Here is a 15,602-nt window from a genome sequence, read left to right as displayed (position 1 = left end):
GGTCCTTCCGGTGGGTGGGCCGGGCTCGGTCGGGCGGTGCGGGGCGCCGGGTCAGGGGGCGGGCCGCAGCCGCAGGCCCTGCATGCCGCCGTCGACGGCCAGCGCGGTGCCGGTGGTGGAGGCGGCGGCGGGTGAGGCGAGGTGGACGATGGCGGCGGCGACCTCGGCGGCGGAGACCAGCCGGCCCATCGGCTGGCGGGCGTTCAGCGCGGCGCGTTCGGCCTCCGGGTCCTCGGCCGCGTCGAGCAGCCGGCCGACCCAGGGGGTGTCGGCGGTCCCGGGGTTGACGCAGTTGACGCGGATGCCCTCGCGGACGTGGTCGGCGGCCATGGCGAGGGTCAGCGAGAGGACGGCGCCCTTGGTGGCGCTGTAGAGGGCACGTTGCGGCAGGCCGGCGGTGGCCGCTATGGAGCAGGTGTGGGTGATCGACACCTTGCCCGGGTGGTCGGCGGCGGCGCGGCGCAGGTGGGGCAGGGCGGCCCGGGCGGTGCGCACCAGCCCGGTGACGTTGACGTCCAGGACGTGGTGCCACTCGGCGTCGTCGTTGTCCTCGACGGTCCCGATCGCGCCGATGCCGGCGTTGCCGACCAGGGTGTGCAGGCCGCCGAGGGCGCCGGCGGCCTCCGCCACGGCGGCGCGCACCTCCTCGTCGGAGGTGACGTCGGCCGTGACGGCGAGTGCCCCCTCGGGGGCGCCGGACGGGTCGCGGTCCAGCACGGCGACCCGGGCGCCGCGGGCCATCAGCAGCTCGGCGGTGGCGGCGCCGATGCCGGAGGCGCCGCCGGTGACGAGGGCGGCCATGCCGCCGAAGTCGGAGTTACTCATGCTCGGGCCTCTCGCTCTCGGTGGTGTGCTGGTGGTCGGCGGCCGGGCCGCTCGCCGCGGCGCGCCACACGGGTCCGTCGGGGTAGCGGTGGTCGGCGAGGGAGGCGGGCTTCATCCGGGCGGAGAAGCCGGGGCGGTGGGGCGCGCGGTAGCGGCCGTCGCTGACCCGGACCGGGTCGGTGAAGTGCTCGTGGAGGTGGTCGACGTACTCGATGGCGCGGCCCGCCAGGGATCCGGAGACCGCCACGTAGTCGAACATGGCCAGGTGCTGGACGAGTTCGCACAGGCCGACGCCGCCGGCGTGCGGGCAGACGGGGACGCCGTACTTGGCGGCCAGCAGCAGGATGGCGAGGTTCTCGTTGACGCCGGCGACCCGGGCGGCGTCGATCTGGACGAAGTCGACGGCCCCGGCCTGGAGGAGCTGCTTGAACACCACGCGGTTGGCGACGTGTTCCCCGGTGGCGACGGGGACGGGCTGGCCGGCGCGGATGGCGGCGTGGCCCAGGACGTCGTCGGGGCTGGTGGGCTCCTCGATCCAGTACGGGTCGAAGGGCGCGAGGGCGGTCATCCAGCGGACCGCCTCGGCGACGTCCCAGCGCTGGTTGGCGTCGACGGCGATGCGCACCCGGGGGCCGACGCTCTCGCGGGCGATCCGCAGGCGGCGCACGTCGTCGTCCAGGTCGGCGCCCACCTTCAGCTTGATCTGGTCGAAGCCCTCGGCGACGGCCTCCCGGGAGAGCCGGGCCAGTTTGGCGTCGTCGTAGCCGAGCCAGCCGGGCGTGGTGGTGTAGGCCGGGTAGCCCTCGGCCCGCAGCCGTTCGGCCCGCTCGGCGCGGCCGGGTTCGGCGGCGCGCAGCAGCGCCAGTGCCTCCTGCGGCGTCAGGGCGTCGGAGAGGTAGCGGAAGTCGACGAGGGAGAGCAGTTCCTCGCTGGTCATCGAGGCGAGGAACTCCCACACCGGCAGCCCGGCCCGGGTGGCCGCCAGGTCCCAGGCGGCGTTGACGACGGCGCCGGCAGCCATGTGGGAGACGCCCTTCTCGGGCCCGAGCCAGCGCAGCTGCGAGTCGTGCGTGAGGTCGTGGTGGAGGGCGGCGAGGTCGGCTGCCGTGGCGGGGGCCGGGCGGCCGACGACGTGCGGGGTGAGGGAGCCGATGGCGGCGGCCATGACGTCGTTGCCGCGCCCGATGGTGAAGCAGAAGCCGTGACCGGCGTCCCCGCTGCCGGTGTGCAGGACCACGTAGGCGGCCGAGTAGTCGGGGTCGGGGTTCATGGCGTCGGACCCGTCGAGCTGCCGCGAGGTGGGGAAGCGTACGTCGTGGACCTCCAGCGCGGTGACGGTGTCGGTGGTGGCCATGCGCGCTCCCGGGGACGTACCGGCTGGGGCCGATGTCGCCGTCTCGCCACGACGAAGAACATCGGATCTTTCGCGGACATCCGATGTATAGCCGGGCCCGCTTCGCGGAGTCCATACGTCGTCGTCGATTTCTTCCGCATCGGCTCAAGGGGGCTTCGCGGGCGTCCCGCAGCGGACCGCTCACCGTCACTCACCGCAGGGGGTGACAGGTCGGATGTATCACCACCTCCTTGTGCACGGGGGATGCGGTGGGGCCCCTGGGACGCCGTAGGCTGGGCCTGGACGTGTCCTGCGGTCGCCCTCCGGGGCGGGTGCGGACGGAAGACAGCGGCCCCGCCGCTGCGAGGAGGGCGGCTGAGGGCCGCCAGAGGCAACGCGAGCAGCGGGCCGGCGGTCGTGAGGCGACCGGTCCGGCCGGAAGGAGGCGCTGGGTGATCGAGCTCGAGGGTGTTCCCGAGCTGATCGACCCGGTCATGGTGGCCGCGTTCGAGGGCTGGAACGACGCCGGCGACGCAGCCTCCGCCGCGGTCGCGCACCTGGACCGGGAGTGGAAGGGCGAGGTGTTCGCGGCGCTGGACGCCGAGGACTACTACGACTTCCAGGTCAACCGTCCGACGGTGTTCCTGGACGACGGGGTACGGAAGATCACCTGGCCCACCACCCGGCTGTCGGTGGTGCGGGTGGGCGGCGCCTCCCCGCGGGACCTGGTGCTGGTGCGCGGTATCGAGCCCAGCATGCGCTGGCGGACCTTCTGCAACGAGATCCTCGGCATCGCGCACGAGCTGGGTGTGGAGATGCTGGTGATCCTCGGGTCGCTGCTCGGCGACACGCCGCACACGCGCCCGGTGCCGGTCACCGGCGTCACCTCCGACCCGGTCCTGGCCCGGACCATGGACCTGGAGGAGACGAAGTACGAGGGGCCGACCGGCATCGTCGGCGTCCTCCAGGAGGCCTGCACCCATGCCGGCGTGCCGGCGGTGAGCCTCTGGGCGGCCGTGCCGCACTACGTCTCGCAGCCCCCGAACCCGAAGGCCACGCTCGCGCTCCTCAACCGCCTGGAGGACCTGCTGGACATCCGGGTGCCGATGGGCGAGCTGGGCGAGGACGCCCGGGCCTGGCAGACCGGCGTGGACCAGCTCGCCTCCGAGGACAGCGAGGTCGCCGAGTACGTGCAGACCCTGGAGGAGGCCCGCGACACCGCGGAGCTGCCGGAGGCCTCCGGCGAGGCCATCGCGCGCGAGTTCGAGCGCTATCTGCGCCGGCGGGACGGCCAGCCCGGTCCCGGCGGGCACGCCGCGGAGTCCGGCGGTCCGGCCGCGGCTCCCGGGGCCTCGGCCACCACCACGGACCGCCCCGCCGTCCCCGGACAGGACGAGGCCGCCGACCCCGGGGAGGACACCGCGGACGGGTCGGGCGACGACCCCGGCGCGCACGGCGCGGGCCGGCGGCAGCGCCCCTCCCGCCCGGACCGGGAGGCGCCGGACCACGGCGGCGACCGCGAGGACGGCACGGAACACCCGCACGAGGACTGAAAGCCGCCTCCGCATCCCGCAAGACCTTGCAGGGCCCGGCTGCCGCCGCCACGGACGGCACCCGGGCCCTTGGTCCTGCACCTCCCACCGGCGCCGGCCGGGCCCCCGGGGCGGTGCGGCCGGCCGCCTACGCGGAGCAGTGGAAGACGGGGTCGGCCCAGTCGCCGTGGTCGCCGCTCCTGCTGCCGTCGGTGTCGGTGATCTTCAGATGGACGTGGCGGGCGCCGGCCAGCGGCACGTCCACCGCGACGGGGGCGGAGGCGCCGGTGACCTCGGGGGAGGTCCACAGGGTCCGCCCGTCCGCCTCCAGCGAGAAGGCGACCTTGCCGTAGCCGTCGATCTCGTCGTCGATGCCCACGTCCGCGGTGAAGGACCGGCAGGCCCCACCGGTGTAGACCTCGACGTCGCTGTCGGCGTGGGCGCCGATGCCCTTGGCGTAGGTCTTCCCGGCCAGGGTGATCGGGTGTCCGTCACCGGCGGCCGACTCCCCGTTGCTGGTGTCGCGCTCCACCGGACCGTAACCGCCCTTGGCGGTGAGCCACTCCATGTCGGAGGCGGGGGTGTCGGCGGTGGGCGCGGCGGGGACCACGCGCGTCTCGAACCGCTGGGTGGTGGTGCGCGCGGCCCCTGCCGACCTGTAGCGCACCGTGGCCGTCACGGTGACCGGGTCGGCGGGGTCGGCGTCCTTCGGGGCCGTCAGGTCCAGGTGTGTGCGCGCCGTTGCTCCGGCGGCGATCCGGCCGAGGCGGGCCGGCGCCGAGACCTTCCAGTCCGCGGGGGCCGTGAGGTCCAGCGTGACCCCGGTGGCGTCCCGGGTCCCTCCCGCGACGGACAGCGCCACCGGGGTGGCCTGGCCGCGGGCCGTCTCCTGGCCGGAGGGCGCGCCGACGGTCACCGCCGCGCCGGGGTGCCGGCCGCCCACCGCGGCGGCGCCGTGCAGGAGCAGCGAGAAGGGCCGGTCGGTGGGGCGGTCCGCGGTCTTCACGTGCACCACGCCGCCCCGGTCACCCGCGTCGTACCACCAGCCCTCGCGTGCGGCGTCGAAGGCCGCCTCGGTCGCCAGGTGCCGCAGGTGGCCGCCGGTGAGGCCGACCGTGCGGGGCGCGTCCTGGGTGTGGACGGTGAACTCGTAGGGGCGCCGGGCCTGCTTGCCCACGAAGTGCCCGACGGAGGCGCCCACGTCGATCCGCACGTCACCGGCGCCCGAGCGCGGGGCCCGCACGGTGACCTTCTGGCGGGCCGAGGACCCGTCGCGGTGTGCGCGGGTCACGCCGTCGTCCTCGTAGAGCGTGAAGGAGGAGTCGCCCTGCGGGTAGACGTCCCAGGCCAGCGGCGAGTCGGGGCCGCGGTCGCGGTAGGAGGTGATGCCGGGCCACATCGGGACGGTCGCACCGCCCTTGACGAACAGCGGCAGGGTGTCCAGCGGCGCCCGGTAGCCGTCCACGGTGGTCGGCCCCTGGTAGGTGCGTCCGCTCCAGTAGTCGGTCCAGGTGCCCTTCGGCAGGTAGATGCCGTCGCGGGTGTCGCTGTCCTGGTAGACGGGGGCGACGAGGAAGTCCTCGCCAGTGAGGAACTCGTACTTCGCCGCGTCGGAGGCCGCCACCGGGTCCTCGGGGTACTCCAGCGCCAGGGGCCGTACCGCGCCGACACCGGTGCGGTGGGCCTGCTCGGCGTAGGTGTACATGTACGGCAGCAGCGACTCCTTGAGCTTGAGGTATTTGCGGTTGATCGAGGTGTACGGCTCGCCGTACCGGAAGGGCTGCTTGTCGCTGTCGGCCCAGCCGTCCATCGTCATCACGGCCGGCAGGAAGGACTTCCACTCCAGGTCGCGCACGTAGGTCTTGGGGCTGCCGCCGAAGATGCCGTCGATGTCACCGGTGGTGTAGGCCAGGCCCGACATGGTGGCGCCGGCGTAGGTGGGGATCTGCCACCGCACGTAGTCCCAGGAGCCGCTCTGGTCGCCGGACCACTGCACCCCGCAGCGCTGCGCGCCGGCCCAGCTCTCGGGCGCCCAGGTGAAGCCCCGGGCGTCGCTGTTGTCCTCGATGCCCCGGTAGGCCTGCTTGCAGCCGTCGAGGGCGAACTTGTAGCCGTCGCCGACCCAGGCCACGTCCAGTTTGGCCACCCGCTGCCCGGCCTTGACCTGGTCGGCCAGCTCGTCCAGGCCGTCCTCGGTCCACAGACCCATCTTCATGTCCCGCTGCGCCAGGCCGTCGCCGGCCTTCGCGAGGTCCTCGTAGCCGCAGCCGTAGCCGTCGTTGACGAGCATCCAGCCGTTCGGCATGTCGTGCTCGCGGTACTCGTCGGCGACCTTCAGCGCGTCCAGGGTGTGGCGTTCGCCCCGGTTGGCGTTGTGGAGGTAGCAGTCGGAGTCGCCGGTCTCCAGGCCGTAGACCGGCGGCAGGAAGGGCTTGCCGGTGAGCGCGGTGTACTCGCCGATGACGTCCTTGGCGGAGTCGCCGGCGAAGTAGTAGGCGTCGAAGCGCTGTTCCTTCTCGGAGGTGGTCACCGGGTCGCCGAAGGAGTAGGTGCCGGGCGCGTAGGTGTTGCGGTAGACGCCGTAGCCGCCCGAGGAGAGGTAGAACGGCACCGAGTTGGGGTGGCCGCCCTCGTCCCAGTCGTAGTCGACGCCGACTTCGAGCGTCCTGCCGCGCTGCGAGGTGTTGCCGCTGCCGTTCTGCTCGCCGGCGCCGTAGAACTGCTCGTGGGCGCCGCGGCCGAGGGTCTGGGTGGTCTGCGTGCCGTCCCAGGTCAGGCCCTTGGTCTCGGACCACAGCAGCGTCCCGTCGTGGCGGCGCAGTTCGAAGCGGAGGGGGGCCTTGTAGGCGCGCAGGGTCACCTTCGAGGTGCTCATCTCGTAGGCGTCACCCCGCTCGCGCCAGTGGGTGGCCGGCGGCCTGCCCTGCGGCAGGACGATGTCGTCGCCGGTGGGGTCGGTGAAGGTCCCGTCGGGGGCGAGTTCGATGCGGAAGGTGTCGGCGGTGACGAAGCTGACCCGGGCCGCGGCGTCACCGGCGCGCAGCGCGTAGACCGCGCCGTTCTCCGCCTCGAACCCGGTGACGTCGCCGACGGTGTGCGCGGTGGCGCCCGGCGCGGCGGCCTGTACCGGCCCGGCCGGGCCGGTCACCGCGGCCGCCAGGCCCAGCAGCGCGCCCGCGAGAGCCACTCTGAGTCCTCGTGGTGTTCTCATGCGTCACGTCTAGCGGCATTGTCACGTACACGACCATGGACTAACCGGTCGGTGTTCTGGACTCTTCCGACGCGACGGGAGCGGCCGCCACCGCGAAGGGGCGGGCCCACGGGCCCGCCCCTTCGCCGGTCATGCGCTGGTCACGCGCTGGTCAGAGCGCCACGCCCAGCAGCGCGTCGACCGCCCGGGACACCAGGCCGGGCGCCCCGGTGTCGGTGCCGCCCTCGACTTCCTGGCGCTCCGCCCAGCGGTCCACCGCGGCGAGCGCGGCAGGGGAGTCCAGGTCCTCGGCGAGCGCCTCGCGGATCTCGGTGAGCAGGCCGTCCGCCGCGGGGCCGTCGGGTCGGGAGACCGCCGAGCGCCAGCGGCCCAGGCGCGCCTCGGCCTCCGGCAGGGTCTGGTCGGTCCACTCCCAGTCCGCGCGGTAGTGGTGGGCGAGCAGGGCCAACCGGATCGCGGCCGGGTCGACACCGTCCCGCCGCAGCCGCGAGACGAAGACCAGGTTGCCCTTGGACTTCGACATCTTCTCGCCGTCCAGGGCCACCATGCCGGCGTGGACGTAGGCCCGGGCGAAGGGGTGCTCACCGGTCGCCACCTGGGCGTGGGAGGCGCCCATCTCGTGGTGCGGGAAGGCGAGGTCGCTGCCGCCGCCCTGGACGTCGAAGCCCATGCCCAGGTGCTCCAGGGCGATGGCGACGCACTCGATGTGCCAGCCCGGACGGCCCTGCCCCAGGGAACCGCCGTCCCAGCTAGGCTCGCCCTCGCGGGCGGCCATCCACAGCATCGGGTCGACGGGGTTCTTCTTGCCGGGGCGCTCCGGGTCGCCGCCGCGCTCGGCCGAGAGGAGACGCATCGCCTCGGCGTCGAGCCCGGAGACCTCGCCGAAGTGCGGGTCGGCCTCGACGGAGAAGTAGTGGTCGCCGTCGATCTCGTAGGTGGCGCCCAGGTCCCGCAGGCGCTCGACCAGCGGCACGATCCGCGGTATGGCCTCGACGGCGCCGACGTAGTGGGCGGGCGGCAGCATCCGCAGAGCGGTCATGTCCTCGCGGAAGAGCGCGGTCTCCCGCTCGGCGAGCGCCGTCCAGTCCTCGCCGTCCCGGATGGCGCGCTCCAGCAGCGGATCGTCGACGTCCGTGACGTTCTGCACGTACTGCACCTGGCGCTTCGTGTCGAGCCACACGCGCTGGACGAGGTCGAACGCGTTGTAGGTCGCCGCGTGCCCCATGTGGGTGGCGTCGTACGGGGTGATCCCGCAGACGTAGACGCGGGCGACGGGGCCGGGGGCCAGGGTGAGGAGTCCCCCGGTCGCGGTGTCGTGGATCCGTAGGTCGCGGCCCTGGCCAGGCAGGGCGGGGACCTCAGAAGCGGGCCATGCATGCATGGCATGAGCCTAACCGGCAGCGGGTTCGGACATCGAACCGCAGGCGGGTTCGCGGGACCGGCTCGACCGGAAAGGCACTCTTGCGCGCAGCGGCGCCGTGTGTACGAAGCGCCTGCCCGGGTCGGCGGCAGGGCCGTCACCCGGGCAGCGGGTCTCACATCGGCGGCCAGGGGATGGCGGGCCAGTCCCCGCTCGGCAGGGGGTGCAGGCCGGTGCGGAGCAGCGCCGCCACCCGTTCGCGCAGCGCGTCGAGCTCGGCGGGGGTGATGAGCTTCGCGAGCCGCTCCGCGAGGGGCTCCCCCGAGTTCAGCTCCCGCGCCAGCCGGGCGAGGGTGGTCTTCGCCTCCTCGGTCAGCGGCTCCCCCGCCCAGCCCCACAGCAGGGTGCGGAGCTTGTTCTCGGCGTGGAAGGTCACACCGTGGTCGATGGCGTACAGCCGGCCCTCCGGCGTGGGCAGCAGGTGGCCGCCCTTGCGGTCGCCGTTGTTGATCACGGCGTCGAGGACGGCGAGCCGGCGCAGCCGCTCGTCGTCGGCGTGGACGAGGAGCGCGGTGCGGCCCTCCCCGACCTCGACCAGCCCGATGGCCTTCCAGCCCGGCCCGGGCGTCTCCGCCTCGACCACCGCGAGCAGCGGCCCCAGCCCGAGGTCGAGGACGTCCGCCAGGTCCTCCTCGTCCTCGTCCTCGTCGTCGCGGCCCGCCCCGGCCAGGTCCGGCGCGGCAGCGCCCCCGTCCGGCGCGGCACAGTCCTCAGCCGGGCCGTCCGCGACCCCCTCAGCGTCCGTGTCCGCGTCCGCGTCTGCGTCTGCGTCTGCGTCTGCGTCTGCGTCTGCCGGAGGCTCCTCGGGGTCCTCCACCACCGTCTGGCCCAGCTCGATCCACTCCTGCACCATGCCGGGGCCGAACGGACCGTCCCGCAGGACCGTGGCGGGGACCAGGTCCCAGCCGGTGGCGCGGGAGACCTCGAAGGCGGCCACCTCACGCTGCGCCAGCGTGCCGTCGGGGAAGTCCCACAGCGGCCGCTCCCCCGCCACCGGCTTGTAGACGCAGGCGCGGGAGGTGCTCTCCGCGGTGACGGTGCAGTACAGCACGGCGTTGGACGCCTCACGGATCTGACCGCGCACCACCAGCTCCCCGTCCGTCAGGAGCCCCTCAGCCGTCGGCGCGGCCTCGCCGGGTGGTACGCAGGCGCCGCCGGTCTCCACCGCGGACGGGTCCGGCGAGGTCAGGCGTCGCGTCGGTATCCGTTCTGGCGCGGGCATACGTGTCCTTCCGGGTCGAGCGGCAGGCTGCACAGCGGGCACGGCGGGCGGCCGGCGTTGACGACCTCCAGCGCCCGTTTGGCGAAGGCGCGCGCCATCATCCCCGTCAACCGCACCCGCAGCATGGGCGGGCCGTTCTCGTCGTCCTGGAGGAGCCGCTCCTCGGCCTCGGCGAGGTCCTCGTCGCTCTCGGCCTCCAGCTCCACCAGGGCCTGTGCCTCGACGATCATCCGCTCGTCGTCGCCGTCCCAGGCGAGCGCCATGGTGCCCACCCGGAACTCCTCCTCGACGGGCGACTCCAGCGGTGCGGTGTCGGCCAGTTCGGCGGGGGCGACGGCGGGGACGGAGGCGTTGCCGCCGCTGCGGCGCACGACCTCGTCCAGCAGTTCGTCCATCCGCTCGGCGAGCGCGGCGACCTGCGTCTTCTCCAGGGCGACGCTGGTGGTGCGGCCCGCGGAGGTGACCTGGAGGTAGAAGCTACGACGGCCAGGCAACCCGACCGTACCGGCCACGAAGCGGTCCGGAGTGTCGTAGAAGAACACCTGACGGGACAACGTCCTGCTCCGTTTGCTCGACAGCGGATGTGGGGGCGGCGGTGGGACCGCGGCCGGCGTCAGAGGTGGCGCCGTCGCACCACCCTACTGTGCTGGCTGATCACGGTCCTCCCACGCCACCGCCCACGGCGGCATCCCGTCCCGCGGCCGCCGCGTCGCCGTCCCCGGTGGGGGCGAGCGCGGACAGGTCGCCGGTCTCGCCCAGGCGGACGAGGTAGGGACTGAGCCGGGTGTAGCGGATCACGGTCACCGAGCAGGGCTCCACCGAGATCCGCTGGAAGTTGTCGAGGTGGAGCCCGAGGGCGTCGGCGACCAGCGACTTGATGATGTCGCCGTGGGAGCAGGCGAGGTAGAAGGCCTCCGGGCCGTGTTCCTGCGCGATCCGCTCGTTCCAGTCGCGGACGGCCTCGACGGCGCGGTGCTGCATGTTCCGCATCGACTCGCCACCGGGGAAGGCCGCCGCGGAGGGGTGCCGCTGGACGACCTCCATCAGCGGTTCGTCCATGAGCTCGGCGAGCTTGCGACCGGACCAGTCACCGTAGTCGCACTCCGAGAGCCGCTCCTCGACATGGCGGGGCAGCGTGGGCCGGGCCGCCAGCAGGGGGGCCAGGGTCTCCTGGCAGCGCTGGAGGGGGCTGGAGACCGCCGCGGCCAGGGGCAGGGCCGCCAGCCGGTCCGGCAGCGCGGCGGCCTGGGCCTCGCCGCGTCCGTCCAGGGCGACGCCGGGGGTGCGTCCGGCGAGCACCCCTGAGTTGTTGGCGGTGGAGCGGCCGTGCCGCACCAGGATGAGCGTGGGCATGTCCGTCAGCCTACGTCCGCGCCCCCGGTCGCCGTCACCACGCGGGCCGGCCACCCTGACGGCCTCCGGTGGGAGTGGCGCACCGGAGGGGGGGTATGCAGGGGACATGCCGTCTGTGATCGTCGACTGCGCCCTCTACCGCGGCGGGCGCCGCACCGAGGGGCCGAAGGACCTCGACGCCGCCCTGGCCCGGGCCCGCGAGGACGAGGACACCTTCCTCTGGCTCGGCGTGCTGGAGCCGACCGCGGAGCAGTTCGACGAGTTCAGCAGGGTCTTCGGACTCCACGAGCTGGCGGTGGAGGACGCCCTCAAGGCCCACCAGCGGCCCAAGCTGGAGGTGTACGACGACTCGCTGTTCATGGTGCTCAAGCCCGTGGTGTACGACCACGACAAGGACACCATCACCACCGAGGAGCTGATGCTCTTCGTCGGTGACTCCTTCGTGCTGACGGTGCGGCACGGCAGCCACAGTCCGCTGGGGAGCGTCCGCGACCGCATGGAGCACGACCGGGAGGTGCTGCGGCAGGGCCCCACCGCCGTGCTGTACGCGGTCTGCGACGCGGTGGTGGACCACTACATCGACGTGGCGGCCGAGCTCCAGGTGGACCTGGAGGAGCTGGAGGCCGAGGTCTTCGCCCCGCCGGGCAGCGGCACCGGCACCGCGGAGCGGATCTACGGCTTCAAGCGCCAGGTGATGGAGTTCCGCCGGGCGACCGGACCGCTGGCCGAGCCGATGACCCGGCTCCAGGGCGCCGGCGTCCCGTTCGTCCACGAGCAGTCCCGGCCCTTCTTCCGCGACGTCTCCGACCACCTCTCGCGCGCCAACGACTCGGTCGAGGGGCTGGACCGGCTGCTGTCGGACGTCCTCTCCGCCCACCTGGCCCAGATGGGTGTCCGGCAGAACGACGACATGCGCAAGATCTCGTCCTGGGCGGCGCTCGCCGCGGTGCCGACGCTGATCGCCGGCATCTACGGCATGAACTTCCAGCACATGCCGGAACTGAGCTGGACCTACGGCTATCCGGCCGTGCTGCTGCTGATGGCCGTCCTGGAGTGGTTGCTGTTCCGGGGGTTCAAGCGCCGCGGCTGGCTCTGAGGGGTCCTTGCAATATCCCCGCCCGGGCCGCGTGGCTCAGGCGTACTCGGCGGCGGTGGGGGCGGGACCGCCCAGGGCGTCCAGCCGCTCGGGCGTGCGCAGCGTCACCAGCCGGCGCCAGCCGCCCAGGCGCTCCCAGACGTGGACGGCGTGGATGCCGGCGGTCAGCACCCGCATCCTGGCGGGGGACCAGCCCAGGAGGCGGCCCATGTGCGCCATGACGGAGATGCTCACGTCGCGGTAGACGCGGATCTCGGCCAGCGCGCAGGTGCGCAGCGTGCGGCTGATCCAGGCGTCGTGGCCGGCGCCGGCGAGCCGGAGCAGTTCCTCGTGGCAGTAGGCGAGGTGGTTGTCCTCGTCGCGGGAGATCATCGAGACCGCCCGGCCGATCTCCGGGTGGTCGCCGAAGTGGCGCAGCAGCAGGCGCATCTGGTCCGAGGCGCGCTGCTCCGTGACGCGGCTGTGGGCGAGGTAGGTGACGACGTCCCGCTCGGTCAGCTGCTCCTCGCGCCGCAGCTTCTCGTGGGCCAGGCCGATGCCGCGCGCCTCCAGCAGCACGGTGTAGTCGGTGGCCCGGGGCACCGGCACCGGCTCCAGCCGGCGGCGGCGCAGCAGCGCCTGGAAGATGCGGCCGTGCTTGTCCTCGTCGGCGCCGTGGCGCGCCACCTTGGGGGCCAGGTGCGCCAGCGAGGGCGGCAGCAGTGCGGCGATGCGGCCGTTCTCCCAGCCACCCTGCGCCTCGCCGCTCGCGGCGATGGAACAGAACAGGCGGTACGCCTCGTCGTCGTCGAGGATCTCCTGGAACAGGCTCTTGGCTGAGAGCATCCGAACGCCACCTCCGTGCAGGACGGCCACCACGCGCAGGGAGCCAGTGAAGTGCGCCCGCGGCGGGGGGTGCAACAGCGACAGGCCGTGGGGTCACCCGTCCGGCGGTCCCGCCGGACGCGGGGCCCGCGAGCCGGGGGCCCGCGGGTGGGGGTGAGTGCGGGCGGCGGCCCGTAACCGGGCCCGGGCGACCGCGTTGTCACGGTGACGGTCGTGGCGAGGTCGCCCCGAGCCCCCACTGCGGCCGTGGTTCTCGCTGCGGGCCCGGGACGTCGCCGTCCCGGGCCCGTTGGTCGCCCCGGCGGTGTGCGGGCCCTGCCGGGCCGGGCGGTCAGGCCAGCCCGGCGTGCTCCAGGGCCTGGACCCCGGCGCGCAGCGAGGCCACCCGCTCCTCCAGGGTGAACCCGGACGGCGCGAGGGTGAGGGTGGTGACGCCCGCCTCCGCGTAGGCCGTCATCCGTTCGGCGATGCGCTCCACGGAGCCCAGCAGGGTGGTGGAGTCGATGAGCTGGTGGGGCACCGCGGCGGCGGCCCCCGCCTTGTCCCCCGCCAGGTACTTGTCCTGGACCTCGGCGGCCTCCTTCTCGTAGCCCATGCGGCACGCCAGGCGGTTGTAGAAGTTCTGCTTCCGGCTTCCCATGCCGCCGACGTACAGGGCCGTGTAGGGGCGGAAGGTGTCGGCCAGGGAGGCCACGTCCGCGTCCGCGCCCAGCGCCAGCGGCACGGTCGGGCAGACGTCGAAGCCCTCCATGGTCAGGCCCGCCTTCTCCCGGCCCGCCCGCAGCGGGGCGATGGCCGTCTCCGCCAGGTGCTCGGCGGAGGGGAAGATCAGCAGGGCGCCGTCGGCGATCTCGCCGGTCTGCTCCAGGTTCTTCGGGCCGATCGCCGCGATGTAGGTGGGGATGTGCTCGCGCTCCGGGTGGACGGTGAGCTTGAGGGGCTTGCCGGGGCCGTCGGGCAGCGGCAGCGTCCAGTGCTCACCCTGGTAGCTCAGGCGCTCCCGGCTCATGGCGCGCCGCACGATCTCCACGTACTCGCGGGTGCGGGCGAGCGGCTTGTCGAACTTGACGCCGTACCAGCCCTCGGAGACCTGCGGGCCCGAGACACCGATGCCCAGGCGGAACCGGCCGCCGGAGAGGCTGTCCAGGGTCGCGGCGGTCATCGCCGTCATCGCCGGGGTACGCGCCGGGATCTGGAGGATGGCCGAGCCCACGTCGATCCGCTCGGTCTGCGCGGCCACCCAGGACAGCACGGTGGGGGCGTCCGAACCGTAGGCCTCGGCGGCCCAGCAGACGGCGTAGCCGAGGCGGTCGGCCTCCTGCGCCACCGCCAGGTTGTCCCCGTCCATCCCGGCTCCCCAGTAGCCGAGGTTGATGCCGAGCTTCATATACCGCTCCCTACCGATCAGTAACGTCGCTGTTCCGCGGACTCTAACGTGCCGGTGGACGGGTGTCAGGGGCGCGTTGTCCACAGGCCCCCTGACGAGGACGTGCGGCCAGTAGTGTCAGGCCCATGGAGCAAAGGCACCTGGGCCGTACGGGCCTGCGCGTGTCCCGCCTCGGGCTCGGCACCCTCACCTGGGCGCGGGACACCGACGAACGCGGCGCCGCCGACCAGTTGAAGGCCTTCTGGGAGGCGGGCGGCACGCTGGTGGACACCGCCGACGTCTACGCGGACGGCAGCGCCGAGTACCTGCTGGGGCGGCTGCTGGACGGCCTGGTGCCGCGCGCCGACCTCGTGATCTCCACGAAGGCCGGCAGCGTCCTGGCGGCCGACCGCCGCGTCGACGCCTCCCGCGGCCACCTGCTGGCCGCCCTCGACGCCTCCCTGGAGCGGCTGGGCACCGACCACGTGGACCTCTGGCAGGTGCACGCCTTCGACCCGGCCACCCCGCTGGAGGAGTCCCTGCAGGCCCTGGACATCGCGGTGGCCAGCGGGCGGGCGCGCTACGTCGGCGTCTCCGGGTTCTCCGGGTGGCAGCTCGCGAAGGCCGCCACCTGGCAGTCGGCAGGGGGTACCGGGCGCACCCCGCTGGCCGGGACCCAGATGGAGTACTCCCTCCTGCAGCGCGGTGTGGAGCGCGAGGTGCTGCCGGCCGCACTGGACCTGGGCGTCGGTCTGCTGCCCTCCTCGCCCCTGGGCCGCGGGGTGCTCACCGGCAAGTACCGGGACGGCACGCCCGGCGACTCCCGGGGCGCCTCCGAGCAGCTCGGACCGTTCGTGGCGCCCTACCTGGACGAGACGGCGAGCCGCATCGTCGACGCGGTGCGGACGGCGGCGGACGGCCTGGCGGCGACACCCCTCCAGGTCGCCCTGGCGTGGGTGCGGGACCGCCCCGGGGTGGCCGCCCCGGTGGTCGGCGCCCGCACCGCCGAGCAGCTGAGGGCCTCGCTGTCAGTGGAGGCCCTTACCCTTCCTGACGAGATCCGCCGGGCGCTGGACGACGTGTCGGCCCCGGTGCACCACTACCCCGACCACGACTGGAGCACGCTGTGAGCACCGACCGCCCCGCCGGCCACCCCGAGCCCGAACCGGGTACCGGGCCGGGAGCAGCGCAGGACGGCGCGGCGCCCGAGGCGGTCGCGTCGCCGCCCGTGCCCCCCGGCCGGCCCGCGGCGGAGCCGGGCGGCGGGCAGGGGACGGCCGGGGGGACGGCCGCCACCAGGGAGGCGCTCGCCGCGGCCGTGCGGGCCGTGGAGAAGGGCGAGCGCCCGGCTGCGTCCTTCTTCACCGACACGGCGCGGGCGGCGCCCGGCGCGGGCCCCCGGCCCCGGCGGGCGGACGC

The 15,602-nt window shown here is 73.9% G+C and carries 12 protein-coding genes and 1 pseudogene; 4 read left to right on the top strand and 9 right to left on the bottom strand.

The annotated features are described in order from the left end of the window. Positions 1–51: 51 nt before the first annotated feature. Together ACFV3R_RS31355 and ACFV3R_RS31350 are read right to left on the bottom strand one after the other, a co-directional pair. Positions 52–825, bottom strand: coding sequence for an SDR family NAD(P)-dependent oxidoreductase (locus ACFV3R_RS31355; RefSeq protein WP_385590217.1), 774 nt, complete (start codon positions 823–825; stop codon positions 52–54). Then, complete coding sequence (locus tag ACFV3R_RS31350; RefSeq protein WP_385590215.1) at positions 818–2,179, bottom strand: enolase C-terminal domain-like protein; 1,362 nt, start codon at positions 2,177–2,179, stop codon at positions 818–820. The genes ACFV3R_RS31355 and ACFV3R_RS31350 overlap by 8 nt, the downstream gene beginning before the upstream one ends. Before the next feature lie 431 nt (positions 2,180–2,610). On the opposite strand from ACFV3R_RS31350, the gene ACFV3R_RS31345 reads away from it, so the two are divergent. Beyond that, complete coding sequence (locus ACFV3R_RS31345) at positions 2,611–3,711, top strand: PAC2 family protein (RefSeq protein ID WP_385590213.1); 1,101 nt, start codon at positions 2,611–2,613, stop codon at positions 3,709–3,711. A gap of 127 nt (positions 3,712–3,838) precedes the next feature. On the opposite strand, the gene ACFV3R_RS31340 is transcribed toward ACFV3R_RS31345, so the two are convergent. The 5 genes from ACFV3R_RS31340 to ACFV3R_RS31320 all read right to left on the bottom strand — a co-directional run bounded on the left by ACFV3R_RS31340 (position 3,839) and on the right by ACFV3R_RS31320 (position 10,896). After that, complete coding sequence (locus tag ACFV3R_RS31340; RefSeq protein WP_385590211.1) at positions 3,839–6,901, bottom strand: NPCBM/NEW2 domain-containing protein; 3,063 nt, start codon at positions 6,899–6,901, stop codon at positions 3,839–3,841. A gap of 151 nt (positions 6,902–7,052) precedes the next feature. Beyond that, positions 7,053–8,282: a cysteine--1-D-myo-inosityl 2-amino-2-deoxy-alpha-D-glucopyranoside ligase gene (gene mshC / locus ACFV3R_RS31335; RefSeq protein WP_385590209.1), complete on the bottom strand. Its 1,230-nt coding sequence runs from the start codon at positions 8,280–8,282 to the stop codon at positions 7,053–7,055. A gap of 154 nt (positions 8,283–8,436) precedes the next feature. Further along, the gene (locus ACFV3R_RS31330; protein ID WP_385590207.1) at positions 8,437–9,543 is read right to left on the bottom strand and encodes an SCO1664 family protein; all 1,107 of its coding nucleotides are present in this window, start codon (positions 9,541–9,543) and stop codon (positions 8,437–8,439) included. Continuing rightward, complete coding sequence (locus tag ACFV3R_RS31325) at positions 9,507–10,097, bottom strand: DUF3090 domain-containing protein (RefSeq protein ID WP_385590205.1); 591 nt, start codon at positions 10,095–10,097, stop codon at positions 9,507–9,509. Before ACFV3R_RS31325 ends, ACFV3R_RS31330 begins: the two co-directional genes overlap by 37 nt. A 100-nt stretch (positions 10,098–10,197) precedes the next feature. Then, positions 10,198–10,896, bottom strand: coding sequence for a histidine phosphatase family protein (locus tag ACFV3R_RS31320; protein WP_385590203.1), 699 nt, complete (start codon positions 10,894–10,896; stop codon positions 10,198–10,200). A gap of 106 nt (positions 10,897–11,002) precedes the next feature. Here ACFV3R_RS31320 and corA point away from each other — a divergent pair, with 106 nt between their 5' ends. Then, on the top strand, positions 11,003–11,992 hold the full coding sequence (gene corA, locus ACFV3R_RS31315) for a magnesium/cobalt transporter CorA (RefSeq protein WP_385590201.1): 990 nt from the start codon (positions 11,003–11,005) through the stop codon (positions 11,990–11,992). A 36-nt stretch (positions 11,993–12,028) separates the two neighbouring features. On the opposite strand, the gene ACFV3R_RS31310 is transcribed toward corA, so the two are convergent. Further along, entirely contained in the window at positions 12,029–12,817 is a 789-nt protein-coding gene (locus ACFV3R_RS31310; protein ID WP_385590199.1) for a ferritin-like domain-containing protein, read from the bottom strand. Positions 12,818–13,148: 331 nt separating this feature from the next. Beyond that, positions 13,149–14,204 (bottom strand): LLM class F420-dependent oxidoreductase, encoded by a 1,056-nt coding sequence (locus tag ACFV3R_RS31305; protein WP_385590197.1) that lies wholly within the window; start codon positions 14,202–14,204, stop codon positions 13,149–13,151. Between the two features lie 125 nt (positions 14,205–14,329). Here ACFV3R_RS31305 and ACFV3R_RS31300 point away from each other — a divergent pair, with 125 nt between their 5' ends. Then, positions 14,330–15,313 carry an aldo/keto reductase gene (locus ACFV3R_RS31300; protein ID WP_385590195.1) on the top strand — a complete coding sequence of 328 codons (984 nt, stop codon included), beginning with the start codon at positions 14,330–14,332 and terminating at the stop codon, positions 15,311–15,313. After that, positions 15,310–15,602: pseudogene (locus ACFV3R_RS31295) on the top strand (hypothetical protein); the annotation flags it as partial. The gene ACFV3R_RS31300 and the pseudogene ACFV3R_RS31295, both read left to right, overlap by 4 nt.

The sequence above is a fragment of the Streptomyces sp. NPDC059740 genome (assembly GCF_042733155.1).
Classification (GTDB): Bacteria; Actinomycetota; Actinomycetes; order Streptomycetales; family Streptomycetaceae; genus Streptomyces.
Note: the sequence above shows the minus strand (reverse complement) of the source record. Positions and strands in the feature narration are given on the sequence as shown.

Excerpts from the sequence above, each read along its gene's own strand:
- mshC (WP_385590209.1), bottom strand. The coding sequence starts at position 8,282 with ATGCATGCATGGCCCGCTTCTGAGGTCCCCGCCCTGCCTGGCCAGGGC.
- ACFV3R_RS31305 (WP_385590197.1), bottom strand. The coding sequence starts at position 14,204 with ATGAAGCTCGGCATCAACCTCGGCTACTGGGGAGCCGGGATGGACGGG.
- ACFV3R_RS31330 (WP_385590207.1), bottom strand. The coding sequence starts at position 9,543 with ATGCCCGCGCCAGAACGGATACCGACGCGACGCCTGACCTCGCCGGAC.
- ACFV3R_RS31340 (WP_385590211.1), bottom strand. The coding sequence starts at position 6,901 with ATGAGAACACCACGAGGACTCAGAGTGGCTCTCGCGGGCGCGCTGCTG.
- ACFV3R_RS31320 (WP_385590203.1), bottom strand. The coding sequence starts at position 10,896 with ATGCCCACGCTCATCCTGGTGCGGCACGGCCGCTCCACCGCCAACAAC.
- ACFV3R_RS31350 (WP_385590215.1), bottom strand. The coding sequence starts at position 2,179 with ATGGCCACCACCGACACCGTCACCGCGCTGGAGGTCCACGACGTACGC.
- corA (WP_385590201.1), top strand. The coding sequence starts at position 11,003 with ATGCCGTCTGTGATCGTCGACTGCGCCCTCTACCGCGGCGGGCGCCGC.
- ACFV3R_RS31310 (WP_385590199.1), bottom strand. The coding sequence starts at position 12,817 with ATGCTCTCAGCCAAGAGCCTGTTCCAGGAGATCCTCGACGACGACGAG.
- ACFV3R_RS31300 (WP_385590195.1), top strand. The coding sequence starts at position 14,330 with ATGGAGCAAAGGCACCTGGGCCGTACGGGCCTGCGCGTGTCCCGCCTC.
- ACFV3R_RS31355 (WP_385590217.1), bottom strand. The coding sequence starts at position 825 with ATGAGTAACTCCGACTTCGGCGGCATGGCCGCCCTCGTCACCGGCGGC.